The organism is Actinomadura scrupuli (genome assembly GCF_050971785.1).
In the GTDB taxonomy this organism is placed as follows: Bacteria; Actinomycetota; Actinomycetes; order Streptosporangiales; family Streptosporangiaceae; genus Actinomadura_E; species Actinomadura_E scrupuli.
The window spans coordinates 1,183,339-1,207,730 of record NZ_JBPCCU010000002.1 but is presented as its reverse complement, the minus strand read 5'-3'; the positions used below and the strand labels follow the sequence as shown (position 1 = coordinate 1,207,730).

Here is a 24,392-nt window from a genome sequence, read left to right as displayed (position 1 = left end):
GCATGGCCCGCTACCTGCTTCGCCGACTGGCCCAGGCCGCCCTCGTGGTGGCCGGGGTCGTCGTGCTCACCTTCGTGGTGATGCGGTTGGTACCCGGGGATCCGGCGGTCACCTACGCCGGCCCCCGGGCCTCCGCCGCCCAGCTGGCGGAGGTACGCGAGCAGCTCGCGCTCGACCGGCCGTTCCTGGTCCAGTTGCTCGACTACCTCACCGCGCTGTTCCAGGGCGACTGGGGCACCAGCCTGCGCACCCATCAGAGCGTGCTGAGCGACATCTCGACCGCGTTCCCGGCCTCCCTCGAGCTGGTCGGCACCGCGATGATCATCGCCGTGCTCGTCGGTCTGCCGCTCGGCATGATCGGCGCGTACTTCCAGCGCGGTCCCACCGACGCCTCGGTCCGCATCAGCTCGATGCTCGCCGTGTCGATCCCGGTGTTCTGGCTGGCGCTCGCCGCGCAGAACGTGTTCGCCACCCTGCTGGGCTGGCTGCCGGTCGCCGGGGAGTACGACTCGAACCTCGACTCGACCAGCCCGTTGCACGTCTACACCAACATCACCGCGTTCGACGCGCTGATCACCGGGAACTGGCCGGTCCTCGGCAGCACCCTGCGGCATCTGGTGCTGCCCGCCCTCGCCATCGCCGCCTACCCGATCGGCGTCGTCGCCCAGATGACCCGGGCGTCCCTCATCGAGGAGTCCTCGCAGAACCACGCGCGGCTGGAACGCGCGCTCGGCTTCTCCCGCTGGCAGGTGCTGACCAGGTTCTCGCTGCGCCCGGCCTTCGGCCCGGTGCTGGCACTGCTCGCTCTGGTGTTCGCGTTCTCCCTGGTCAACGCCTTCCTGGTCGAATCCATCTTCGACTGGCCGGGCCTGGGCCGGTACGCCGCGGACTCCATCCGGTCCTCCGACACTCCCGCCATCGCCGGCGTGACCATCGGCGTCGCGCTGACGTACGTCCTGGTCAACCTGCTCGTGGATCTCGCGCAGGCGGCCATCGACCCCCGGGTGAGGCTCTCATGACCACCCCCGAAACCAGCCCCGACACCGCCCACGGCACGCCGGTGCAGGCCGCCGGGAACCACTCCGCGGGCACGGGGGACACCTCCGCGAGCGCCGGGAGCATCTTCATGGCCGCCGACGACCGTGTCCCGCAATCCACCGGCGAGCAGGCGAGCGGCGTGCCGTACCGGCGCACGCCGCTGCACCGGCTGGCCCGGATCGCGCGGACCGAGCACCTCGCACGGCTGGCGCGGGCAGACCTGCTGGCCGCGAGCGGCGCCGTGGTCCTCGTCGTGATCGTGCTGGCCGCCCTCGCGGCTCCGCTGATCTCGCCGTACCCGGCCGACGGCACCACCGCCACGCACCCGCTGCAGACGCTCCTGCCGCCCAGCGGGACCCACTGGTTCGGCACCGACGGGGTCGGCCGGGACGTGTTCACCCGGGTCCTCTACGGTGCGCGCACCTCCCTGACCATCGCCTTCGCCGTGCTCAGCATCTCCGCCGTCATCGGCGTGCTGCTGGGGGTCATCGCCGGGTACGCCGGCGGGCTCGTCAAAGACGTGATCATGCGGATCACCGACGTGTTCCTCGCCTTCCCGGCGCTGCTGCTGTCGGTCGCGCTGGTGACCGTGCTCCGTCCCGGCATGCAGGGCGCCATCATCGCCATCACGGCCGCGTGGTGGCCCTGGTACGCGCGGATGGCCGCGGTCGCCGCCACCTCCATCCGGGGCCGGGGTTTCATCGACGCCGCCCGGTGCCTCGGGGTCTCGCGGGTACGCATCGTCACCCGCCACGTGCTGCCCAACTCGCTGACCCCGGTGCTGGTCCAGCTCTCCCTGGACGCCGGTGGCGTCATCCTCACCGCCGCCGCCCTGTCCTACCTCGGGCTCGGGCCGCAGGAGCCCACCAGTGAGTGGGGACTGATGGTCCAGCAGGGCCAGAGCCTGTTCACCACAGACTGGTGGGTCGTCACCTTCCCCGGCCTGGCCATCGTGATTGCGGCGTTCTGCTTCAACGTGCTCGGCGAGGGGCTGCGCGCCGCCCTCGACCCCCGACGGGAGATCACCCGATGAGCCTGCTCACAGTGGAGAACCTCAGGGTGTACGCCGGTGACCGGCTGCTCGCCTCCCTCGACGAGCTGGAGGTCGGTCGCGGCGAGTGCGCGGCCATCGTCGGCGAGAGCGGCTCGGGAAAGACCACGGCACTGCAGGCGATGCTCGGGCTGACCGACGGCCTGCGGGTGACGGGCCGGATCGTCACCGGCGGGGTGAACGTCCTGGAGGCCGGCGAGCGGCAGCTCTGCCGGATCCGCGGCTCCGCGATCGCGCTGATCAGCCAGAGCCCGCAGGCCTCCCTCAACCCGACGATGCGGCTCGGCACGCTGCTGCGGCGCGCGCTCGCCCGGCACGGCGTACGCGGCGCCGAGGCCCGCAGCCGGACCGACGAGGCGCTGCGCAGCGTACTGCTCGACCCCGACCTGCTGCGGCGCTATCCGCACCAGATCTCCGGCGGCCAGGCACAGCGTTTCGCCATCGCCCTGGCGGTCGCGCTGCGCGCCGACGTCATCCTCGCCGACGAGCCGACCAGCGCACTCGACGTCACCGTGCAGGCCGCGGTCATGGACCTGCTCGCGCAGCTGCAACACGAGCACGGCATCGCCCTGATCCTGGTCTCGCACGACCTGGCCATCGTGTCCAACATCGCCGGCCGGGTCATCGTGATGCGCGACGGCCGGGTGGTGGAGTCCGGACCCGCCACCGACGTGCTCACCACCCCGTCCGCCGCCTACACCCGGGAACTGCTCGACGCCGTCCCGACGATCGGAAAGTGACCATGCTTCGCGCGGAGAGCCTCACCGTCAGCTACGGCCGCACCACCGTCGTCGACGACGTGACCCTGGAACTGCCGCAGACGCCCGGCGGCGTCGCGCTCATCGGCGAGAGCGGCTCCGGGAAGACCACCATCGCCCGGGCCCTGCTCGGCCTGGTCAAGCCCGAGCAGGGCCGGGTGCTGTTCCGCGACACGGAGATCGGGCGCCTGTCCCGGGCCGACCGGGCCCGCTACCGGTCGCAGGTACAGCCGGTCTTCCAGGACGGCAGCGAGGCCCTCGACCCGCGGATGCGCATCGGCACCTCGATCACCGAGGCGCTGCGGATGCGCGGGCGCGACGCCATCGGCCCGAGCGTGGCGGCCCTGCTCGACGACGTCGGCCTGGAGCCCGGCCTGGCCGACCGCCGTCCGCACCAGCTCTCCGGCGGGCAACGCCAGCGTGTCATCATCGCCCGGGCGCTGGCCGTCGACCCGCAGCTGCTCATCCTGGACGAGCCGACCAGCGCACTCGACGTCACCGTGCAGGCCCGCATCCTGGACCTGCTGGTCAACCTGCGGGCCGAGCACGGCCTCAGCTACCTGCTCATCACGCACAACCTGGCCATCGTCGAACGGCTCTGCGACACCGTGCACGTGCTGTTCGCCGGCCGGGTCATCGAGTCCGGACCCGCCCACACCGTGCTGAACGCGCCCGTGCACCCGTACACCATGGCGTTGCGCGACGCGGTGCCGCAGATCGGCGAGGAGCACCGGCACACCGACCGCCCGGACGCCCGCCCCGCGACCAGCGGCTGCCCGTTCCGCCATCGCTGCCCCATCGCCGTCGACCGCTGCGCCACCGAGAACCCCCAGCGGCTCCCCGTCGCCGACGGCCATGACGTCGCGTGCCATCTGGCCACGAAGGACTCCGAGCCGCCCCGCTGACCCCGCGCCGGGCGCGGTCCCGGCGCCGGTGGGACCCGCCCCGGTCACCCGCCGGGGTGGTCCGCCGTCCCGGCCGGAGAGGCCCGGCCGCCCTGCGCCGTCGGGAAGGTCCATCCGCCGCCGCGGACGCGGCGGGCCGACCTCCCACAAGGACAAGAGGTCTTCCCGCCGTTCCGCGTGCCCCTGCCGACGGTTAGCGAGGCCGCCGCTTTCCAGGAGGGGCTTCCGCGCGGCCGAGTTTAGCCAGCTCACCGGGGTGTCTGCCACCGCGCCCCCGGAGTTCACCGCGCGGCCACCTGACGATGGCTCTGTACAGGGTGCCGTCACCAGAACTTCCGATCGCCTTCACCGGCTGTGATCGAGCCCCTGCGAGTGTGGAGATCAACAACTCCACAAAAAAGAGCCGCCCGGCTCTCGGAGTTGCGCCTGTCCTCACAGGCGCGACGAGGGGCCGGGCTAGCTACCCATGCCCCTTGTGCGCGCCATGCACACAAGGAGTTTCTCTCATGTCCAACCAAAAATATGTTCCCCGGCACCAGCCGGGCGGTACATCCGGGCGGAGGCCGATTCTCGGCACCGCCCTCACTTTGGCCGGCCGGTTGAGCGCCATCGGCGGAGGCGTCGTCTCCGTCTGGCTGCTGACCGTCCTGCCGCCGCTGGTCATCGCCGGCCTGGAGGCCGGCGTAGGCGCGGTCATGCTTCTGCTCTGGAGCCTCAGGAGCCCGGTAAGGGACTTCCTCCGCCAGATCAAGCGACACGTCGACCGGGCGCTGCGATCCACGACCGCGTCGATCCTCGCTCTCGCCCTCACCAACGTGGGGGTGAAGGTGGGGTTCGTCTACGCCGTGGCGAGCATCCCGCTCGGTATGGTCAACGCCCTCTACTACTCGGCGCCGCTGATCGTGTCGGTGATCGAGGGGTGGCGACGCGACTCCGGCAGGGCTCAGGCACTCGCCTGGCCGCTGCTGGCCGCCACCGGCGTCGCCGTGCTCACCGAGTTCTGGACCGGGGACGTCAACCTGTTCGGCATCGTCTGCGGCCTGATCGCCGGAGTCTGCCGGGCGCTGTCTCTTCCGATCTCCCGTAGCCACATACGCAAGGGCAAGGAAGAGATCTACACGGCGGCGGCCACGGCCATCAGCGCGGCCGCGATCCTCATCTGGGCCCTCCTCATGGGCGAGGGCCTCGCGCCCGCCTGGGCCACCGGCACGGTCGGTCTCGTGCTGATCTGCGCGGCGATCTCCACGTTCGTCCCGCAGCTGCTGCAGCTGACCGCCCGCCGGTTCGTCTCCGACAGCGTGTACGGGATCCTGCTGTGCCTGAGCCCCGTGCTCGGGGCCGTCCTGGGCCTGCTGTTCCTGCACCAGCCGGTGACCCTCGTCCAGGGGATCGGCATCATCACCATCACCGTCGCCGCCATCGGCGCGGTACGACACGACAGCAGGTAACCCCCCGCTGTCCCCAACCGCGGCGGGGGGTCACTCCCCCGCCGCCCTTCTGCCGCGGCACGTCGAGTGCCGCGGTGACCGACGGCGGTGAGGATCACTCCTCCCCGCCGTTTCTCGCGTTTCGGCGCGGGTGATGCCCGCTCCGCCGCCAGGTGATCTCCCACCTGCCTCCGGCCGGCACCCCGAACGACTCCTGATCGTGGCCCGTGCACGCTTGCCGCCCACGTTGACAGGCACACGGTCATCGGTGCCCGGTTCTCGGAACCGGGCCGTCCGCGCGCAGCGCGCGGGCGCGTACAACCAAGAGAAGAGGTGACATCGTGTCATCCGACAACGGCGATTCCATTCGCTATCTGGTGGTCGGGAGGCATCCGCTCGACCCGGCCATCCCGGTCCTGTCCCCCCTGTCGCTGAAGTCCGGCGAGACGGAGTTCGTCACGGGCTGGCTCCACGAGCACCGCGACGACCTCCGGAGCGGATCGAATGTCCACCGCCTGGGGAGCCTTCCCTGGCACAAGGTGGATGCTCTGATCAGCGCCCTGGGGTTGGAGGACGCCTCGGTCACGGGAGATCTCATCCGTGAGATCACCTCCGGCATCGACCTGGCCTACGCCGGGATCACGTGCGGTGCCGGCCGCGACCACTGGGCGATCGAAGGTGATGTCCGCTGGGCCCTCGGGTCCGACCCGGGCTTCACCGTGGTCTCGGGCGCCAGCCTGAGCACCAAGATCGACATGCTCGCGCACACGTCGACGCGGTCGTTCCCGCTGGCCGAGCTGGCATCGGAGCAGATGCTGGCCCAACTCGCCGAGCGGGGCGAACGCGTGATCTCCGTGACGTACGCGGAGCAGGGTCTTTCGCTCGATGAGCTGGAGACCGTCCAACGCCTCGCCAGCACGATCGCCAAGCTGATCCTCGGCAGGCCGGAGTGGGTCCGCGGCAACACGCGGATCCGGCTCGACATCCCGTGCGAGCAACACTGGCTGGCCGTGCTGGACGCGGCACAGCAGGGACTCATCTCATCGGAGGTGTGCCTCGCCTGGTTCGACCGGGTGAAGGCGCACAGCCTCCTCCTGGAGCAGCACTTCACCACGCTCCTGGAGCGGATGCTGGGTTCGCACTTCCATCAGGTCCTTTCGTACCACGAACTGCACCTCGCTGGGCGGTACCTCTACGGTGCCTTCCGGCAGGGGTCCGTTCCCCAGTTGGAGAACGTGCTCCTGGCCTTGTCCAGGGGCAGCCGGCTCTGGCGCTGGGCACTGCACTCCGGAGTCCAGCGGGACGTCGGCCCCGAGTTCGGCGGGTCTATCGACACGGTCAGCCGGCTGATCGACATGGCCGGCATGGTCACGCTGATGAGCACGGCGGCGGACGGCGCGGTCATCGCGGTGGACGCCCCCGAGCCCACGGCACGGACGATGGCCTTCGTCAAGGCCTACGGCCTGCACATCAACGCCCGGGATCCTGAGCTCCTCTTCAGGGTCGTCGCGGTGTACCCGCTCCCGAAGATCTTCGGGAACCTGCGGGCCGATCCCGCTTCGTACCACCCGGGCGGCGGTCCGGGCGCCGGCGACGGCACCCGGCAGGTCCTCCGCAACAACGGCGGCGGTCTGTGGTCCTTCGACTTCATGCTCGCCGCGACCTACCCCGTGTAGCCGCACCCCGGTGCCGGCTGCGTAGGGCGTACGACGGTGTCCCGGCGGGGCGGCTCATGCCGCTCCCGCCGGGACATTCTTCGTTCCTGGGCCCCCGGTGTCCTTGTTCCGGCCCGGACCACGCGGACGGTACGACCCGCAACCTACAAACCAGAGAGGAGTAGGCCTGATGGATCGGGCTTTCACCAAAGGACGCCGGCGGCTGAAGCTGACGTACCACGACGAGGACCGGATGGCCATGAGCCGGCTCGTTCTCGACACCACTCTCAGGTCCTGGGGAATGTCGCAGTACGGCAACGCGGCCATCGCCTTGGTCATGGCGATGTTCCCCGTGGTGCGGATCGAAGGCATGCGCAGCCTCACCGTGCGGGCCTTCGACGTCTACGAGGGCGGCGACAGGCAGCACCTGGTCATCGCGGTCAGGGCGACCGGGCCTGTGCCTGAGCTCTCCGCGACGGAGCGCGCCACCATCACCGGGAGCGAAGGAGCGGCCCGCTACAACGGCCAATTCACCTTCCCCCAGTACACGCGTGCCGTCTCGGTGCGACTCCGGGTCGACGCCTGGACCGAGGACGGATAGCCACGCTGCCACACGACCGGCTCTCGACCCCGACGGGGTGGGGAGCCGGTTTCTTGCTCGGCCCGCGTGCCTCCACCGGTCTCGGCCAGGAACGCCGGCGCTTCCGGTTGCCGAACGGCCGGCACCCGGGCACGGTCCCGATCATGACTACAAACAAGAATTCCGATAGGAAAGGTTCGGTATCCGGACCTCTCCTGGTCGTGCTGGCGCTGACCAGCCAACAGGGCGGAGCCGCGTTCGCGGTTCTGCTGTCCGATCACGTGTCGCCGCTCATGGCCTCGGCCCTGAGCATCGGCGCCGGCGCCTTCTCCCTCCTGCTGTGGACGGGGCGGAGGCACATCCGACCCGCTCTGAAGTGGGCGTACGCGCGCCTCGGTGCGTTCCTGACGCGAAGGCGCGAGCAGATCTCCTACGTCCTCTCGCGGATCAAGGGCCTCGGCCCAGCGCTGCTGCTGATGGTCGCCGCTCTCGCGATCGGCAACGCGATCTCCAACGCCTCGTACCTGTACGCGGCGCAGAAACTGCCGCTGGGAACCACGGCCGCGCTGTCGTTCCTCGGCCCGCTCGGCGTCGCGGCCGTCAAGTCGTACCGCGCCGGGACCGGTTCCCGACGGCTCACGGCTCTGCTCTGGCCACTGCTGGCCGGGGGCGGAGTGTTCGTTCTCACCAACCCGTTGCAGGGGGAGATCGACGGCTGGGGTGTGCTGTTCGCACTCGTCAGTGCCGCCTGCTGGGCCAACTTCCTCATCATCATGGGGCACATCACGCAGGTGTCCCGGCACGCCGTCCACGGTGAGAAGGTCGTCGCCGCGGCCACCACGATCAGTGCGATCGTCCTGTTCTCGTCGGCGCTCATCTTCATGAACGACGACTGGGCGAACCCGCACGTGCTCGTCTGGGCCATGGCGTCCGGCTTCGCCGGGTCCGGCGTTCCGCAACTCCTGCAGATCGCGGCTCTGCGACGGATCTCGCAGAGCACGAACGGGGTCCTGCTGGGCCTCGAACCGGCGATCAGCTCCCTCATAGGGCTGATCGCGCTGTCCCAGCAGCCTTCCGCCCTGGAAATGTGCGGCATCGCGCTGGTCTGCATGGCCGGAATCGGTGTCTCGCGGGCGGAGAGTCGCGGCAAGACCTCATCAGCGCGGCGTTGAAAGGCGCCGCAACCCACCCGACGGTGGGGAGGATCATTCCTCCCCACCGTTCGTCTTTCCGGCCCCGCCCGGTGCTCCCGGTACTCCCCAGGGGTCTCACGGCCGGACCTGCGGCCCGCCGCCCTCTCCACACGGTCATTCGTACCCGGTTCCCGGAACCGGGTCGCCCGCGCGGTGCGCGGACGGAACAAAACAGGAAGAGGTGAAAAGTGATCAGACCCTACCGAGCGAGGACGGACGGCGGCGTCCTCGCACTCCATCACTGGTCGCCGGGAGGCAAGGACCTCCCTGACGGCCTGCACCATGACCGCCCCCGCACGCCGGACGGCCGCCCGGTCGCCGACGTGCCCGGCGCCGACGAGGTCCGCGAGGACCTGGCGGCGCTGCTCGCCTCCATCGGCTCCAGGGCCGAGGTCGGGGACGACGTCGTCTACGACACCAGGTCCGCTGTCCGGGCCTATGCCGGAGTCACGTTCGCCCACGGCCTCCAGCACTGGGCCATGGGGAATGCGGCCGTGCACCCGGCCTCGCGGCCCGGAGCATTCATCACCTTCGTCACCGGCATGTGGCCGAACGCGGAGGTGTTCACCGAGCCACTGCTGTCCCCCGACGAATGGGCCACGATCCAGCAGCTCGCCCACGGAACCGTCAGCCTGGTCCGCAGCCTGGGAGGTCTCCTGCCCAGCCCGCAGATCCGTCTCGACACGTCTCCGGTACCGGCGATGCTGCGCGTACTGGACGCGGCCCAGGGGGGCGCTCTCACCCCGGACGAATGCATCCGCCGGCTCGACCAGGTGGTGGCACGTGCCCGGCTCGTGGAAGAGCGCTATCGCCTCGTCATCGACGAGATGATGGACTCCCACGGCGCCGAGGTTCGCGTCTACGTGAGCGACCGGCTCGTTCACCTCGGGCAGCGTCTCTATCAGCACCTCACGCGGGGTCGCGTACCGACCCTACGGGAAGTGGTCGACGAGGTACTGCTCGAACATCCCGGTCCGTTCCACGCCTTCGCACCGGAGCCGGTCCAGGGATCGCCGCACACAGCACCCACCCTCATCGAGGCGGCCCGCACGGCCGACCTGGAACGGGACGCGCTCAGCGGCCCCGTCATCCGGGTGGATGCGCCCAGCGGGGCGGAACTCCCCACAGGGTTCGACGAGCTGCAGCAGAGCCTCCCGTTCCGGGTGCTGACCATGCATCCGTTCCCGAGGATTCTGGGACTGGAGACGGCCACCGGCCTTCTCACCGCGCAGCCCGACGACCTACAGGTTCGAGTCACCGAACCGGATCTTTCTGACACTCGCGTGCCTTTCGGCCGCCTGCTCCGGGAGATCTACGCCAGGTAGCCGCCCCGGCGGCCGCGTGGCCGAACGAACCGTGTCCCGGTGGGGCGGCCGCACGCCGCCCCACCGGGACATTCCGCTCTCACCCGGCGATCACTGATCAACCCCATGAGCTTGCCGTACGCCTCCGCCCTCACACGGTCACCCCTGCCTGGTTCTCGGAGCCAGGCCGCCCGCGCGCAGTGCGCGGGCGGATCACAACCCAGAAAGGCGGCACTGTGTCATCAGATGGCGGCGAACTCGTTCGCCCCCTACCGGGTGGGGATCCACGGAACCCCACCGCCACCCCGCCCCGGCCGCGGACCGGTCCACGTGAGGGAATCCTCTCCGACTGGATCCACCAGCCGTCCGGCGGGCTGACCGCGTCCGGCCCCTGGGGCCAGACATGGTGGCAGATGAACGCCCTGCTCGGCGGCCTGGGCATCCAGGGTTCGGTCATGGACGAACTCATCCGCCACCGTTCCAGCGGCACCGAGTACGTCGGAGTCAAAGTCGGCTCCTACCACGGCCACTGGGCGATCAGCGGCGAAGTCGACCTGGCGTTCCGCGCCGGCTCGGACCTCATCACGTTCGTGCCCTGGGTGAACCTCGGGGCCGACTTCGACGACCTGGCGTCCGGAGGGTCGAAGGTCTCGCTCGAAGAACTGGCGGAGATCCAGCTCAACGCCAGCACGCTCGCCGTGCTTCTCAGCGGCGCGCCGGCCGGCCGGAGGAAGATCCCGATCCGCATCGGAATTCCGCGCCAACAGCGCTGGCTTCGGATGATCGACGGGCTGCACCAGGGCGCCATCTCCCACGAGGACTACCTCGCGTACGTGGAGCTGGTGTCGCGGAGCAGCCTCTTCGCGGAGGACTTCTTCCGCGACCTCCTGCGCGAGATGCTGGGGGACGGACACGGGCGCGTCCGCGTGTCCGCCCACGACGAGCTCCTGCTCGCCGGCCGGCATCTCTCCACGGCCCTCGGGAAGGATCGGGTCCCGTCCCTGGACGACCTGGTCGGCGTCATGCGCCACAGCGCCAACACGGTGTGGACGCACGCGCTCGATCCGGAACTCCGGGAAATGGCCGGCCTCCCGGGGACGATCGGCACCATGGACGAGCTCATCCTGACGGCCCACGCCGTCACGCTGGCCGGGGCGGCAAGAGACGGCCTGGCCATCGCGGTGGGCTTCCCGGATCCTACGGGCGACACGCTGGTGCTCGCCCAGGACCTGGTCCGAGCGATCACCGTTGACAGCGGTGAACCGCAGCGGTGGCTTGGGGCGCTCCAGGTGAACCCGCTCCACCGCACGATCTCCACGTTGCTGCCCCGTGCGACCGCGGTCGCGGGGCTGAAGATCACGTAACGTGACGGCGCTGTCCCGGTAGAACGGCCATCCGCCGGTCTACCGGGACGCGAGGCTGCGTGACGTGACAACGATGTCCCGGTGGACGGCTCCATGCCGTTCCACCGGGACATTCGCTTACCCCGGCCATTCAGCCCGCCTCACCAGATCGGCACGGTCGTAGCGGCCTCGTGCCGTCGCTCACCGCAGATCGCCTCCGTTGCCTCGGTCGCCCCACTCGGCACGGTCACCACTGCCCGGTTCTCGGAACCGGCGCGCACGGGCTCAACGTCCGCGCGAAACAAACGAGAAAGGAACTTGGCGTCATGCCAGAGAACATCCGAAGGGCGGGGCGATCCTTCAGCCTCGGCCTCACCGTCCTCGCCTTCGTCGTCGTACTCGGCGTGCTCATCACCGCGCAGTTCATCGCGGCGGCAGCGGCGGGGCTGATCGGGCCCGCGCCGTTGATGGTGGTGGCTCTGCAGACCATCGGCGGCACCGTGCTGCTCCTGCTCACCTCGAAGCCGGAGGCGTCGGTGGGCGCCGGCACTCCCGTGGCACGGACGGCCGTCCTCCGCATCTCCATCGCGGTCGCCATGGCCACCACGTTCGTGATCGGCCACAGGCTGCCGTTCGGCTACGGAATCGCGCTGGCGCTGGCCGGTTGCACGATCTACTGGTTCTGGTACTCCGTGCCCGCCGAGCACGACTCCAGCCTGCTCCGGTTCGCGGTCCTCCTGCTGATCGGAATGGGCGTGCTCCTGCTCAGCGACCCGTGGCACCACGTTCTCGGCAGCGAGGGTGTGGCGAGCGCGTCCCTGTGCGGTATCTGCATCTCGATCCTCACCGAGATCGCGAGGCGCAAGGCACGCGCCGGGCACGACAGTGCCTTCCCGGCCTTCGGCTGGATGGCCCTGACGGTCCTGGCGGTGCCGGTCCTGACCGCGCATGACCCGACCTGGGCGACCCTGCTGCTGGCCGGGTTCGCCTTCGTCACCGGCCTGCTGTGGGTGTGCCTGATCACGCTCCTGGCGCACCTGCGCAAGGCCCGGTCACAGCCGACCAGTTCGGCGATGGTGCGCTCCGTGCCGGTGCTCGCACCGGTGCTGGCCACCACGGCCGAGCTGTTCGGCCTGGCCCAGTGGATGACCCCGCTGAACGTGGCCGGGATCATCCTGGTCTGCATGGCGGCGTCCGCCGGCTGGGCCGTACGTCCGACACGGCGCTGAACGGCGCCACAACCAATCACGGCGGGGAGGAGCGATCCTCCCCGCCGTTTTCGCATGCCCGGCACGGGCTGCGCGGCGCGTCCGACAACCGCGTGACCTCGTAAGACCTCGTTTTTGGCACGTTCCCAAGACCCCTCATGTTGCGGTCGCGTCCAGGTTCCGCACGGTCACCTCTGCCTGGTTCTCGGAACCGGGTCGCCCCGGCAAGAGCCGTGGCGCGCACAACCGAGAAAGGTGGCTCATGTCATCGAAGAACAGCGGAATCATCCGCTGGTCGACGGAGTTGGACCCCGACGGGCCCAACACCTCCCGCGTCACCCCCCACTTCCTGGCGGGTGAGCCGGTCCAGATCACTCGGGACTGGCTCTACTCGCCCGAGCCGATCAGCGGCACCCACGACGGTGTCCTGTACGGCGAGGGGGGCGGTGCGACCAAGAACGCCCGAAGGCTGGAGGCCCTGATCCAGGGTCTCGGCCTGCGGAACGTCGCGGTGTCGCCCAGCGTGATGTACGAACTCCGCAGTAGGGAGGACAAGCGCTACGTCCAGTCGGCCTTCACGGGCCTCGGGACGGGCGCTGCCCAGGAGCACTTCGCCGTTCACGGCGATGTGGAGCAGGCCTTCGCAACGAGGCCGGCCCACGTCACCATCGTGACCGGAGGATGCCTGGGCTCCAACCAGGGCACGGTCGCGGAAACGCGACTGGGCCTCTTCCGACGGGGTAGGGCGCCCTTCCAGCTCGGCTCACACGGCGCGGACGAGCACACCGTCAGCCGCCTGCTCTCCGCCGGGTTCGTCCCGGATCTCGTGTTCTACGAGTTGGAGAACGCGTGGCGGTCGGCTTGCGCGATCGCAAAGGTGATCTCCCGCTCGCCGGGAGAGACCCGCTTTACGATCAACCTGAACGTTCCGCGCGAGGAGTACTACACGTACATCCTGCGCTACGCTCAGGCCAAGAAGATCTCGCGGGATGCGTCCATCGCCTGGTTCGACCAGGACGATGAGCGCAACGCCATGGACAGGGCCTTCTTCCGCCAGTTGCTCCAGGAAATGCTGGGCAACCGGTACAAGAAGATCAAGATCGTCGAGAAGGACGAGCTCGCGCCGGTCGGCGAGATCCTCCGCGGGAGGATCAGACGCCGGTTCAAGCGCGAGGTCAACCTTCAGGACCTGGTCGATGTCATGCGCAACCAGGGGGACCCCATCTGGGACGCGCTGCTGTCACCGGCCCTCCGTCCGGAGGTTCACCTCCAACGGAAGCCCTTGACGCCCTACCTCCAGACTGTGCAGGAGCTCTGCGGAGCCTCCTACACGGCCGCCGTTCTCAGAGCAAGTCAGAACGGCCCGGTGATCTCGATCAACGACTACGTCGAGAGCACCATCCAGGCTTCCGTGGACGCGTTCACTCCGGTGATCGCCAAGCGTTGGGGCCTGGAGTTCCACGGAGCGGTCGCCCTGTTCCCCTACGGGAAGATCATCCCCTCCACGGGTGTGATGTACCGGCAGGATCCGGGCAGGGACGTCATCTTCCACAACCCGAGCGGCGTGAGGGTCAGCCATCCCACAGAGATGGAGACCGTCACCCTCAGGGACAGGGAAGTGACGCGACTCAGGACGATGCGGGACGGCGAAAGGTTCGACCTCGCCGGCCTGCTCCCGTCGCTCTACGCCGTGTAGCCTAACGGCTTCGCGGGGTAGACCACCAGTGTCCGGGCGGGGGCGGCTCCACGCCGCTCCCGTTCGGGCACGACCTGCCCCGCGTGGTCGTCACAACGACCGCGCGGGGTGAGCTCCGGTGTCCCGGCACGGGGCGGCTTCACGCCGTCACGTGCCGGGACACACTTTGTGTTTGTGCCCATCGGCAGGAAAAGGGTGCCTCGCCGGTCGACGAGGCACCCCATGGTTCCGAACGGTCACGGACGGAGGCCCGTCCGTGACGTGTCAGGCCTGGCCGCCCAGATCCCGCCAGGCACCGGCCGGGTGGTCACCCCACGGGAGGGCGAGGTCCGGCTGGCCACCGGGCGTCCCGGCATGGCCCTCCTCGCCGGGGAAGATCCCCTGTCCGTCGGCCCAGACGAGCTGCCGGTATTCGGGGAGCGCTCCGGCGTAGAACACGGAGGGAGTCCGCATCAGGCCGGTCCCATGCCAGCTCTCGTCGACACGACCGACCTTGACGTGCGGCCACGCCACCTCCCGGTCCACCTGCCCGACCTGGAGGAGGCCGTAGTCCAGAGCCAGGCGGGCCTGGCTGAGGGTCGCGGTCCGCCCGGGGCGGTCCTGACCGCAGACCAGCAGTTCCGGCAGACCGAAGGTGTGCCACAGGCCCACGGTGAGGGCCCAGGACGGAAGACCGTCGCCGCCTTCGTGGCTGATGGCCCAGAAGTGGCCGCGAACCTTCTCGAGTAAACGATCCACCACCTGGTCACCAGTCTTCAGACCCTGGTGAATCAGACACGAACACGGCCTTCGAGCAGCGTTCATCGTGCTCTCCTCTTGTTTGTAGGGGCTTACCGAGAGGACCGTCCACGCGCCCTCGGTGGTCGCCAGCTCCCCGGACCGGGACAGGGACCGGGTCCGGGTGCGGGCAACGAGAAAAGGCACCCCGCATCACGCGAGGTGCCTTCTGCCTCCTGACGGTCCCGCGGGCCGGAGTCCGCGGGGACCGCTACTACGGCCGGTGCCCCAGCCGCGGCCAGACGCCGGGCCGATGGTCAGGCCACGGCACGGCGAGGTCCGGCTGAGCCTCCAGGAGCTTCTCGTCGAAGCCGTTGTCACCTGGAAAGTTCCCGTCCGCATCGGTCCAGACCAGCTGACAGTGCGGGGGGACATCGCTCCGGTAGAACGCGGCGGACTGTTCCAGCAGACGAGTGGCTCCCCAGCCGGGGTCCACCTCCGTCAACTTGATGAACAGCAACCCCAGTTCAAGGTCGACGTCGCCGGACCAGCCCTGCTTGTGCTCCATGGCCAGGACCGCCTGGCCGAGCAACGTGGCCCGCCAGTCACTGTCCATACCGCAGATCACCAGCTCGGGCCAGCCCTGGTGGTGCCACAGGCCCACCGTGTACGACCAGGACGGGCGTCCGCTGTCGCCGTTGTCGACCACGGTCCATCCCTCGTCCATGATCGTGGGAACGTGACCGTCCACGACCGGATCGTCACTGCGCGATCCCGTACAGATCAGGCAGGAGCAAGCCCTTCGGGGTCGGCTCATCGCACCCTCCTCTCGTTTGTAGGGACTTACGGACACGACCGTCCGGGCGGTGCACCGGAGGGCCAAGCCTCATCACCGTCGTCGCCGCCCTCCCGCCCGATCACCGGAGCCGACGACCACCGCCGCTCGCGGGGGGCGGGCACCCCCGTGGCGCCGCCGGTACGGCGCCGAACGCAGCATTAGCCGTGTGACCAGCAAATCGACGCAAAAAAGGGGCTTCGTGGTAGGTTGCGGCCGACTATCACGTGTTAACCGCCATAATTCGTGAAAGGGCTTCATGGGCCTCCCCAGCGCCGGACCGCCGGCGCCATGAGCCGGTCCGCGCGGCTGACCCTGTGCACGTGGGCCGGAGCCCTCTGCCTGTACGCGGGCGCGTGGAGCCTCACCGACGACCCCCGCCCCGACAACTGGTGGACGGCGGCCACGCTGACGGCCGCCTTCGGGCTCGCCCGGGCCGGGCGCTCCCGATCGGACGGGCCCACCGGTCAGCTGACGGTGTCGGTCATGGCCTTCGTCACGCCGATCGGCTACTGCCTGGTCCCGGTGCCGGTGCTGGTCGCCGCGAGCGTCGTCGCCGTCCTCCTGGTGGACGGCCTGCTGCGACGGACCTGGGGCAGGGCGGTGTCCGACGCGGCCCGCGGCGCCCTCGTCCTGGCCGCGGCGGGTCTGCCGGTCGCCGCGAGCGGCCTGCCCTCGACGACGCCCGGCACGTGGCAGGTCGGGGCGCTCGTCGTCGCCGGCGTGCTGATCGGCTGCCTGACGGACTCGCCCGCGGCACGCCGGCCGGGACCGTACGCGCGCGGCTGGAGCTGCCTGGCGGAGGCGGGCTGTGCCGTCGCGTTCGCCGTCCTCATCCTCCAGGCCGCGCACACGGGCCGGGTGCTGTGGGGGCTGCTCGCCCTGCTCGCCCTGTTCGCCTACTACCTGGAGACCGACGACGCCCTCGCCAAGGACGGCGCGCTGGGCATCGCGCAGCAGCTGCTGGAGCTGCCGCACGTCATGGCCGTGCGGATGACGACCGCCGCGGACCTCACCTCCTTCAGCACGGACCTGCGCCGCATCCTGCGCGCCGACCAGCTCTGGCTGCACACGAGCCTGCCCGCCGGAGAGGTCTGGCTGCTGGCGACGCTCACGGACGGCTGCACCGTGCACGACCGGCCACCGCCCGGCCACCAGACCTTCGCCGGCCTCGGCCGGGCCGGACGGCCGGCGCTCATCCCGCGGTGGGTACGGCCCGCGGGCTGGCGGGCCGGCGTGCACACTCCGCTGCGCGCCCCGGACGGCCGGGACATCGGGTACCTGCTGCTCGGCTGGACGCGGCGCGGCGGCTCGTACAACGCCTCCCGGATGACCTCCGGTGTCCTCGGCGGAGCACTGACCAGCACCGCCCGGGCCCTGGGCGCGCTCTGGGCCAACCAGCGGTCGGCGCACGCACTGGAGCAGGAGCGCTCCCGGCTCAGCGCGGTGATCGACCACTCCGACGTCGCGATCCTCGCCATCGATCCGGCGGGCAGGATCGCCGTGTGGAACGTGGCAATGTCGCATCTGACCGGCATCGCGTCCCGGGACGCCCTCGGGAAACGCGACGACGACCTGTTCTTCCTCTACGACGAGGAGGAGTCCCGGGTGCGCCTCGCCGATTCGCCCCGCGGCAGCGTACGGCTGGTCACGCACGCCGGCCGGTCCCTGTGGGTACAGGTCTCATCCTCGACTCCGGCCGATCCGTCGGCGCGCGAGCTCCTCACCGCGGTGTTCGTGGACGAGTCGGCGCAGCGGCAGCTCGAATCCATGCGCCACCTGCTGCTGAACTCCGTCCATCACGAGCTGCACGGCCCGCTGACGGCCATCCGCGGTCACGCCCAGCTGCTCGGCGAGAGCCTGCCGGCCCAGGAGGCCACCACGGGATCCCTGGAGGCGATCCTCGACGCCGTGGAGATGATGCAGCACGTCATCGGCGACATGGTGCTCGTCATCGACGCCGACCCCGCCGCCGCGCCGGCGACGAGGGCCGTACCCGTCGACGTCGCCTCGGTGCTGCGCAGGACCCTGCGGGGCATCCCGTCCGTGGCGGCGCGCGCGGAGCTCGACGCACCGGCCGGCACCGTCGTCTCGGGGGATCCGGTACGGCTCCGGCAGTGCATCATGCTGGTGCTCGGCAACGCCGAGAAGTACGCCCCCACCGGCAAGATCACCCTGACCGTACGCGAACGTGACGGCCGCTACGGCGTGATCAGTATCGCCGACGAGGGGCCCGGCATCCCCGCCGAGGAACAGCGCCTGGTCCTCAAGCCGTACTACCGCTCCGCCGCGGAGCACCTTCCCGGCTCGGGAATGGGCCTGCACATCGCCAACGTGATGATGACGGCCATGCACGGCCGGATCGAGCTGGCGACCGCCCCCTCGGGCGGCCTGCGGGTGAGCCTGTGGCTGCCCCTCGCCACCGGCTGACCGCCCCCCGGGCCTGCCGCCGCCGAGGATCAGCACGAGAACGTGGTTGCGCCTCCCCACCGTCCACCGAACAGTCGTGGGCAGTGGTCGTACAAACAAGAAGGAGTATCGAAGTGGAACTCGAATTCCGCCACACCTCTGCCGCGGTGCTGGAGAGGGAGCACCTCCTTCCCGCTCGCCAGCAAGGCTCGTACGCTACCTGCGACCTCTGGCAGACCCAGGGAGGCCAGTGGGACGGGGAGCCGGGCTGGGGCGCGTCTGCCCTGGTCGTGGACGGCCGTGTCAAGGTCGTCTACCTCTACTACAAGTCGACCGACCGACGTGCTCGGCTGCACGCCGATGGTCCGATCGAGCTTTCGTTCGAGGCGCTGGAGCGCGTCGCGCGGGAGCTGACCGCCGGTCAGGCGGTGGCCGAGGCGAGGACCTTCGCGGAGCGCCTCCAAGCGCTCTGCTGAGACCGATCCCGCCCGCGGCACGCGAGCGAGATCAGCATCACCTGGAGGGCCCGCAGCGCGGGCCCTCCATCTTCTGACAGGTCCCGTCCCGCCGACCGGCTTCTGCTCATCCGGCCGCGAGTTCGGCGAGCAGCGCGCGGAACTCGGCGAGGTCGAAGGGCTTGGCCACGACGCGGGTGGGCCCGCCGTCGTCCAGCCGGGCCGACCGGTGTGCCGCGGCGGTCAGCAGCAGCACCGGCAGATCCCTGGTGCGCTCCTCCTCACGCAGCCGCCGCAGCAGATCGGCGCCGTCCATGTCCGGCAGCATCCGGTCCAGGATCAGCACGTCCGGCGGCAGGGGCCCGGTGAGCGTACGCCAACCGTCCGCGCCGTCCCCGGCCAGCGTCACCTCGTGACCCTCGCCCTCCACGATCATCCGGAGCAGCCGCCGGATCGCGGCGTCATCGTCGATGATCAGCACACGCATGAAACCGTCCGATCCGCTGGTATTCCGGCCAGCGAACCTACCAATCCCTGCCAACCCGGTCGGGCACCCGCGGCGGTTCCACGGACGGTTCACAGATGAACCGGTCCCGTGCGGCGGTGTACGGGAGCGACCGATGACGAATGAGACCCATGGGAAACGACGAGCAACCCGACTATTACGAGATCCTCGGGATCGCGCGGTCCGCGACGTCCGAAGAGATCACGCGGGCCTATCGCAAGACGATGCGTGCCGTGCATCCCGACACCAGCGGGACCACCGGCCTGTTCCGCCTCGTCAAGACCGCGCACGAGACCCTGAAGGACCCGCTGGCCCGCGCCGCGTACGACGCCCGCGGCACCTGGTCACCGCCGAGCCCTCCGCCGCCGAGCCCACCGCCACCGAGCCCACCGCCCCCGGACCCGCCGGGACCGCGACCACCCCGGCCCGGGGCCCCGGGCGAACCGGACGGAGCCTCGGCCGCCGGAGAGTCGCCGGCGTCCGATCCGTGGGCCAAGGGGGACCCCTGGACCCAGGAGGATCTCTGGAAGAAGGGGAGCCGCTCGAAGAAGGCGGGCCGCTGGAAGAGGGCGGCGCGCTGGACCAAGGCGGCGCGCTGGACCAAAGCGGCGCGCTGGAGGAAGGCGGCGCGCTGGACGAAGGTGAGGCCGGGAGCCAAGGGCAAGGCGGGCGCGGCCCCTGACACGGAGCCGGCCGTCCGGGTACGCCCGCGGTTCGGTGCGCACTGGACCCTGGTGCTGGCGGCGGCGATCTGGTGCGTGGTCTGCCTGGTGGCGGTGTACGCGCTGTGGCCCGCGGGGCTCCCGCTGAATCTCGGGCTGCTGCTGCTCCTGCCCGTCGTGGCGGCACCGATCATCTCCACCCAGGCCGCGCTGCGCTCACGGACCTGGCCATGGGCGGTGTGCGTGGCGATCTTCGCACTCACCGCCGTGCTCACCGCCCTCGACGCCGGGGGGACCGACTCCTGGGCGCTCTGCCTGGCGCTGACCGGGCTCTTCACGGCCGGCGCCGGTCTCGCGGCCGGACCGTACATCGTCCGGCGAGGCCGCGAACTCGACAGCCTGGTCGGCCCCGACTCCCTCGGCTACCAGATCTTCAACGTTCCCGGAGCAGGTCTGACCAGCGCGGCCGCCCGCCAGAACGCCCAAGCCAGCGCGGAACACCTGGAAGGCCTGCACAGCCTGCCGGGCACCCGGATCGTGCATTCCCTCATCCCGCCACAGCTGCCGGGCCAGGCCCGCTGTCACGTGGACCACGCCGTCCTTCGCGACAACCGGCTCGCACTGATCATGGTGCGATGCTGGCCCGCCGCCACCTACACGTGGACCGATCGCGGAGCGCTGCTCGCCGACGGCCAGCGCTTTCCCGGCGGTGACACCGGCATCACCGGCGCGGTGAAGTCGATGCGCTCGGCCGTGCCCCGCGGCGTCCAGGTCCGCGGATTCGTCTACGTACAGCCCGACGGCCTGGAGCAGACCGCCCGGTTCGAGGCGGCGCGGGCTTCGCGGGGCGCCGCGTTCGCCGGGTCACCGGCGGACGTGTACGGGCAACTGTTCCAATGGCTGAGTGAGGCCGAGCCGGTGGTGCACCGGCGGATGTTCGCCGCGCTGCTGCCGCACGTCCGCCGCCCCGAGAACGCCTGACTCGCCTGACGTCGTCGGGTGAGATGTCGCCGAGGTCGAGGTCCATGAGCTCGTCGGGCCGCACCCTGCTCCGGTGACCGGGCGGCACGTCAGCAGATCGTCGCGTGGCCACCGTGGGCGCACAGCCATCTGACCGCCTCGGCCACCGAGCCGACCGCGACGACGGACGTCGCGGTGCCGCGGGCCGCGCGCACGGCCTGGTCGCGTTCGAGAGCCGGCACGAAGAAGACACCGGCGCCCTCCGACGCCGCGGCCTTCACCTTCACGCCGACCTCGCCCACGGTGGTCACGGTGCCGTCGAGGCTGATCGAACCGGTCCCGGCGATGCGGCGCCCGCCCGTCAGGTCCCCCTCGGTGAGCGCGTCGAGGCGGGCCAGCGCCAGGATGAGGCCGGCCGACGAGCCCTCGATCTCCCCGAGGCGGTACGCGACGGCGGAGACCTCCGGCACGGCGTGCAGCAGCGCCAGCCGGGAGCCGGGCACCCGCCTGGTCTCGGCCGCGCCCCACGAGCCGTCGGCGGCCCTGGGCACGACCAGGACGCTCAGGGACTCCCCCGGGCGCCCGGCGGCCACCGGCAGGTCCGACGCCGCGCGCAGCGGCGTCAGGGCCACGGTGTCCCCGGCGGCCAGCACGATGTCACCCGGCTGCAGCCCCGCGGAGGCGTCGGTGACCTGCAGCCCGGCGGCGCCGACCGGGATGCGCCTCGCCGCCAGCTGAGCGGCGACCAGCGTCGCGCTGGTCTGCGCGCCGTCCATCGCCGCGTGCTGCGCCACCGCCGGGCCGCCGCCCGCCCGGACCAGGCGCTCTCCGGTGAGCTCCGCCGCCGCCCACTGGAACCAGGTGGTGTCCCTGACCCGCACCGTGGTGACGGACCAGCGCCCACCCGCCGCCGGGCCGACCTGGACCACCGGGCCGGCGCCGACGCGGTAATACGGTGCGGTGCCCACCCCGAATCCCGCCACCATGATCAGGGACAGGGTCACCCCGCAGCAGAGAGCCCATCGGCGCACTGTGATCTCTCCCAAATACCCGTTTTATCCGCCTACATAGATTTATGGGCCGTTACCATACAAACGTGGCACGGATCTTGGTCGTAGATGATGATCCGCGACTCATCAAGGCCGTCGCGAAGCTGTTGCGGCAGCGTGGTCATCTGGTGGAGTCGGTGCCCACCGGTGAGCTCGCGCATCAGACGCTGCGTCGCGGCGGCATCGACATCGTCCTGCTGGACATCAACCTGCCCGGCATCGACGGGCTCTCGCTGGTCCACCTGCTGCGCGAGGAGGGCAACAGCACTCCGCTCATCCTGCTGAGCTCGCGGGCGGAGGCGCACGAGCAGGCACTCGGCCTGCGGCTCGGCAGCGACGACTACATCGCCAAGCCGTTCAACCCCGAGGTGCTGCTCGCCCGCATCCAGGCCGTGCTGCGGCGCAGCACGCCCGCCACGGCCGCGCGCACCGAGACCGTCCGGCGCAACCTGCTCGAGATCAAACCGATCGAGGTGGACTTCACCGCGCGGCAGGTGTTCAAGAACGGCGTGCCCGTGCGGCTGGCCCCCATGGAGTACGCCGTCCTGGAGTTCCTGGTCGCCAACCGGGGCCGGGCCGTCTCCAAGGACGAGCTCATGCTGCACGTGTGGGGCAGCAGACGGGCCTCGCGGACGCTCGCCGAGCACGTCTCCCGGCTGCGCCGCAAGCTCGGCGAGGAGCTGATCGTCACCCAGAGCGGCTTCGGCTATCTCGTGCCCTCGGCACCGCCCGCCGGTCCCGCGGCGGATTCCGCAACCAGAGCTCGGTGACGAGCGTGCGGCCGTCCTCGACACGGCACCACATCTGGTGACCGTGGGCCTCGACGGTGGCACGCCAGCGGGCCAGCCCGAGGTCCGGGCCGAGCCCGGTCTCGGTACGGGCCGGCCACGGTAGCCCGATCCGGCCCCGAACGCGTTCCAGATCGTCGCCCTGGAGCTCGCCGGAGACCGACCGCACGGTGTGCAGCGCGAAGTCCTCGTGCTCACGGCAGGAGATCTGCTGGTCGGTGACCCTGCCGAGGAGCACCAGGTGGGTCCGTGCCGCGTCGGCCACGATCTGGCCGAGATCGGCCGTGGCCTCCGCCCGCTCGAGGTCGCCGAGCAGCCGCATGAGCCCGTCGATCGCCGAGCCCAGCAGCTCCTCGTCCTCCCCGGCGTCGCCCGTGTCCGCGGCGGCGGCCCCCAGGAGGCCGGCGGTCACGGACGCGATGGTGAGCTCGCCCGCCATCCGGTGCGCGAGGCCGCGGGCGAACCTGTCGTGCCACTGCTCGGCGCCGGCGCGAGGGCGGTCGGCGAGCACCAGCGCGCTGGCGCCGGTCAGCGGGACGGCCATGACCGGGCCGCTGCTGAAGGTCGACTGCCAGGTCAGTGCCTGGCCGACCGTGACCAGCGCCGCCTGGTCCAGGGACGCTCCGTCCCCGCCGTTCAGATCCTGTACACCGCGCGGCGGGAGCCCCGCCCGCGAATGCACGACCAAGGGTCGCATCGGCTACCGCTCAGGTGGTCTCGGCGGCGGCCCGGTCGGCTTGGAGCTTGGTGAGCGCCGCCCGGAGGTCGGTGCCGCCCTTGACCACGCGTACGTACAGGCCGGTCAGGCGGCCGGCGAGCTGAGCGTTCAGGCCGCCCTCGCCGATGCCACCGGACAGCTGATGCGTCTCGACGGCCGCCACCGCGTTGTCGCCCTCGACCAGGACACCGGTGACCTGCACCGGGTTCATCGCGTTGACCAGGAAGGCCGCCCGGTCGCTGGAGTACTCGATGATCTCGAGCTTCTCCCTGCCGAAGCTGCGGTTGAGCAGGCTCTCGGCTCCCTTGAGGCGGCTCGCTCCGCGCCCGATGCACGCGCCCTTCGCCTCGACGCCCGGCCTGGTGGGGGCGACGGCGATCTTCGTCTTGGCCCCGGGGACCCGGGCGACGCCCTTGATGACGACGTCTCCGGTGAGGATCTCGTCCACGAACCCCGACAGGATCCGTTCGACCAGCTCCGGGGTGGTGGCCGACAGCATCAGGCGTTCGGTGCCCGCCTGCGCCGCGTCCGGGGCGGCGGCGTCGGGCACCACGCTGCTCACGCCGACGACCAGCGCGATGACGGTGTCGCCCGCCTTCAGCCTGGGCGGCGCGACGCCCTCGGGAAGGTTGTAGGCGTCGGCACGCGGCAGCACCGCTTCGCGGCCCTGCCCGGTGGCCGCGTCGTAGACCGTGCACATGAGCCCGTCGCGACCACTCGACTTGATATGCGCGGTCACCGCCATGCCGACGAGCGGTGACTCGAGGCCGAGATCACTCAGGATCGTTCGCACTGGCCCATTCCTCTCGTTGCTGGCGAGCAGCCGCCGCACCGCTTCCCATTCTCTACTGAACGTCCGGGCACCGGCGAATCGGCAACTTACAGAAGCGAACCGGCCGGCGGTTCCACTGAAGTTCGCATCAGCAGGACACCGTCTGATCTCCTTCACCGCAACAGAAAGCCGACGTCATGTCAATTTTATGTCAACGGAGGCCTCCGCCGCCGAGACTCCCTCAGGGCCCGGCAGGCCGGTGACCAGGCGAACGACCCCGTGGGGGGTACCCCTTTATCACAGCGATCGAACCGGGACGAGTACCCATCATGTCAACGCCCCGATCGGGCTCGGAGGGTTAACG

At 70.5% G+C, this 24,392-nt stretch carries 22 protein-coding genes; 16 read left to right on the top strand and 6 right to left on the bottom strand.

Going from position 1 to position 24,392, the window contains the following annotated elements; translation table 11 throughout:
• Positions 1 to 2 precede the first annotated feature (2 nt).
• The 12 genes from ACRYCC_RS13270 (at position 3) to ACRYCC_RS13215 (ending at position 14,158) form a co-directional block, all read left to right on the top strand.
• Complete coding sequence (locus ACRYCC_RS13270) at positions 3 to 1,019, top strand: ABC transporter permease (RefSeq protein ID WP_433811720.1); 1,017 nt, start codon at positions 3 to 5, stop codon at positions 1,017 to 1,019.
• Positions 1,016 to 2,071 (top strand): ABC transporter permease, encoded by a 1,056-nt coding sequence (locus tag ACRYCC_RS13265; RefSeq protein ID WP_433811718.1) that lies wholly within the window; start codon positions 1,016 to 1,018, stop codon positions 2,069 to 2,071. Before ACRYCC_RS13270 ends, ACRYCC_RS13265 begins: the two co-directional genes overlap by 4 nt.
• Positions 2,068 to 2,829 carry an ABC transporter ATP-binding protein gene (locus ACRYCC_RS13260; RefSeq protein WP_433811716.1) on the top strand — a complete coding sequence of 254 codons (762 nt, stop codon included), beginning with the start codon at positions 2,068 to 2,070 and terminating at the stop codon, positions 2,827 to 2,829. The genes ACRYCC_RS13265 and ACRYCC_RS13260 overlap by 4 nt, the downstream gene beginning before the upstream one ends.
• Positions 2,830 to 2,831: 2 nt before the next feature.
• Positions 2,832 to 3,752: an ABC transporter ATP-binding protein gene (locus ACRYCC_RS13255; protein ID WP_433812168.1), complete on the top strand. Its 921-nt coding sequence runs from the start codon at positions 2,832 to 2,834 to the stop codon at positions 3,750 to 3,752.
• A gap of 506 nt (positions 3,753 to 4,258) precedes the next feature.
• Positions 4,259 to 5,200, top strand: a complete 942-nt coding sequence (locus tag ACRYCC_RS13250) for an EamA family transporter (protein WP_433811714.1) — start codon at positions 4,259 to 4,261, stop codon at positions 5,198 to 5,200.
• 320 nt (positions 5,201 to 5,520) lie between these two features.
• Positions 5,521 to 6,855 (top strand): hypothetical protein, encoded by a 1,335-nt coding sequence (locus tag ACRYCC_RS13245; protein WP_433811713.1) that lies wholly within the window; start codon positions 5,521 to 5,523, stop codon positions 6,853 to 6,855.
• Between the two features lie 169 nt (positions 6,856 to 7,024).
• On the top strand, positions 7,025 to 7,435 hold the full coding sequence (locus tag ACRYCC_RS13240) for a hypothetical protein (RefSeq protein WP_433811712.1): 411 nt from the start codon (positions 7,025 to 7,027) through the stop codon (positions 7,433 to 7,435).
• 200 nt (positions 7,436 to 7,635) lie between these two features.
• A complete protein-coding gene (locus ACRYCC_RS13235; RefSeq protein ID WP_433811710.1) occupies positions 7,636 to 8,586 on the top strand; it encodes an EamA family transporter in 951 nt (316 codons plus the stop codon).
• Positions 8,587 to 8,795: 209 nt separating this feature from the next.
• Complete coding sequence (locus ACRYCC_RS13230; RefSeq protein WP_433811708.1) at positions 8,796 to 9,932, top strand: hypothetical protein; 1,137 nt, start codon at positions 8,796 to 8,798, stop codon at positions 9,930 to 9,932.
• A gap of 392 nt (positions 9,933 to 10,324) precedes the next feature.
• Positions 10,325 to 11,275, top strand: a complete 951-nt coding sequence (locus ACRYCC_RS13225) for a hypothetical protein (protein WP_433811707.1) — start codon at positions 10,325 to 10,327, stop codon at positions 11,273 to 11,275.
• Positions 11,276 to 11,580: 305 nt separating this feature from the next.
• Positions 11,581 to 12,483, top strand: a complete 903-nt coding sequence (locus tag ACRYCC_RS13220; RefSeq protein WP_433811705.1) for a hypothetical protein — start codon at positions 11,581 to 11,583, stop codon at positions 12,481 to 12,483.
• Between the two features lie 241 nt (positions 12,484 to 12,724).
• Complete coding sequence (locus ACRYCC_RS13215) at positions 12,725 to 14,158, top strand: hypothetical protein (protein ID WP_433811703.1); 1,434 nt, start codon at positions 12,725 to 12,727, stop codon at positions 14,156 to 14,158.
• Positions 14,159 to 14,422: 264 nt separating this feature from the next.
• Here ACRYCC_RS13215 and ACRYCC_RS13210 read toward each other — a convergent pair whose 3' ends face one another.
• Positions 14,423 to 14,899 (bottom strand): DUF4262 domain-containing protein, encoded by a 477-nt coding sequence (locus tag ACRYCC_RS13210; RefSeq protein WP_433811701.1) that lies wholly within the window; start codon positions 14,897 to 14,899, stop codon positions 14,423 to 14,425.
• Positions 14,900 to 15,149: 250 nt separating this feature from the next.
• The gene (locus ACRYCC_RS13205; RefSeq protein WP_433811699.1) at positions 15,150 to 15,626 is read right to left on the bottom strand and encodes a DUF4262 domain-containing protein; all 477 of its coding nucleotides are present in this window, start codon (positions 15,624 to 15,626) and stop codon (positions 15,150 to 15,152) included.
• A 375-nt stretch (positions 15,627 to 16,001) separates the two neighbouring features.
• Here ACRYCC_RS13205 and ACRYCC_RS13200 point away from each other — a divergent pair, with 375 nt between their 5' ends.
• Both ACRYCC_RS13200 and ACRYCC_RS13195 read left to right on the top strand, forming a co-directional pair.
• Positions 16,002 to 18,140 carry an ATP-binding protein gene (locus tag ACRYCC_RS13200; RefSeq protein ID WP_433811697.1) on the top strand — a complete coding sequence of 713 codons (2,139 nt, stop codon included), beginning with the start codon at positions 16,002 to 16,004 and terminating at the stop codon, positions 18,138 to 18,140.
• A gap of 113 nt (positions 18,141 to 18,253) precedes the next feature.
• Positions 18,254 to 18,595 carry a hypothetical protein gene (locus ACRYCC_RS13195; protein WP_433811696.1) on the top strand — a complete coding sequence of 114 codons (342 nt, stop codon included), beginning with the start codon at positions 18,254 to 18,256 and terminating at the stop codon, positions 18,593 to 18,595.
• Positions 18,596 to 18,701: 106 nt separating this feature from the next.
• On the opposite strand, the gene ACRYCC_RS13190 is transcribed toward ACRYCC_RS13195, so the two are convergent.
• Positions 18,702 to 19,061: a response regulator gene (locus ACRYCC_RS13190; protein WP_433811695.1), complete on the bottom strand. Its 360-nt coding sequence runs from the start codon at positions 19,059 to 19,061 to the stop codon at positions 18,702 to 18,704.
• A gap of 149 nt (positions 19,062 to 19,210) precedes the next feature.
• Between ACRYCC_RS13190 and ACRYCC_RS13185 the strand changes: the two genes are divergently transcribed.
• On the top strand, positions 19,211 to 20,722 hold the full coding sequence (locus ACRYCC_RS13185; RefSeq protein WP_433811693.1) for a J domain-containing protein: 1,512 nt from the start codon (positions 19,211 to 19,213) through the stop codon (positions 20,720 to 20,722).
• Between the two features lie 89 nt (positions 20,723 to 20,811).
• Here ACRYCC_RS13185 and ACRYCC_RS13180 read toward each other — a convergent pair whose 3' ends face one another.
• The gene (locus ACRYCC_RS13180) at positions 20,812 to 21,732 is read right to left on the bottom strand and encodes a hypothetical protein (RefSeq protein WP_433811691.1); all 921 of its coding nucleotides are present in this window, start codon (positions 21,730 to 21,732) and stop codon (positions 20,812 to 20,814) included.
• Between the two features lie 65 nt (positions 21,733 to 21,797).
• Between ACRYCC_RS13180 and ACRYCC_RS13175 the strand changes: the two genes are divergently transcribed.
• Entirely contained in the window at positions 21,798 to 22,520 is a 723-nt protein-coding gene (locus ACRYCC_RS13175) for a response regulator transcription factor (protein ID WP_433811689.1), read from the top strand.
• Here ACRYCC_RS13175 and ACRYCC_RS13170 read toward each other — a convergent pair.
• Both ACRYCC_RS13170 and ACRYCC_RS13165 read right to left on the bottom strand, forming a co-directional pair.
• Entirely contained in the window at positions 22,438 to 23,235 is a 798-nt protein-coding gene (locus tag ACRYCC_RS13170) for a hypothetical protein (RefSeq protein WP_433811687.1), read from the bottom strand. The two genes, ACRYCC_RS13175 and ACRYCC_RS13170, sit on opposite strands and share 83 nt — an antisense overlap.
• Before the next feature lie 10 nt (positions 23,236 to 23,245).
• Complete coding sequence (locus ACRYCC_RS13165; protein WP_433811685.1) at positions 23,246 to 24,049, bottom strand: hypothetical protein; 804 nt, start codon at positions 24,047 to 24,049, stop codon at positions 23,246 to 23,248.
• Positions 24,050 to 24,392 lie beyond the last annotated feature (343 nt).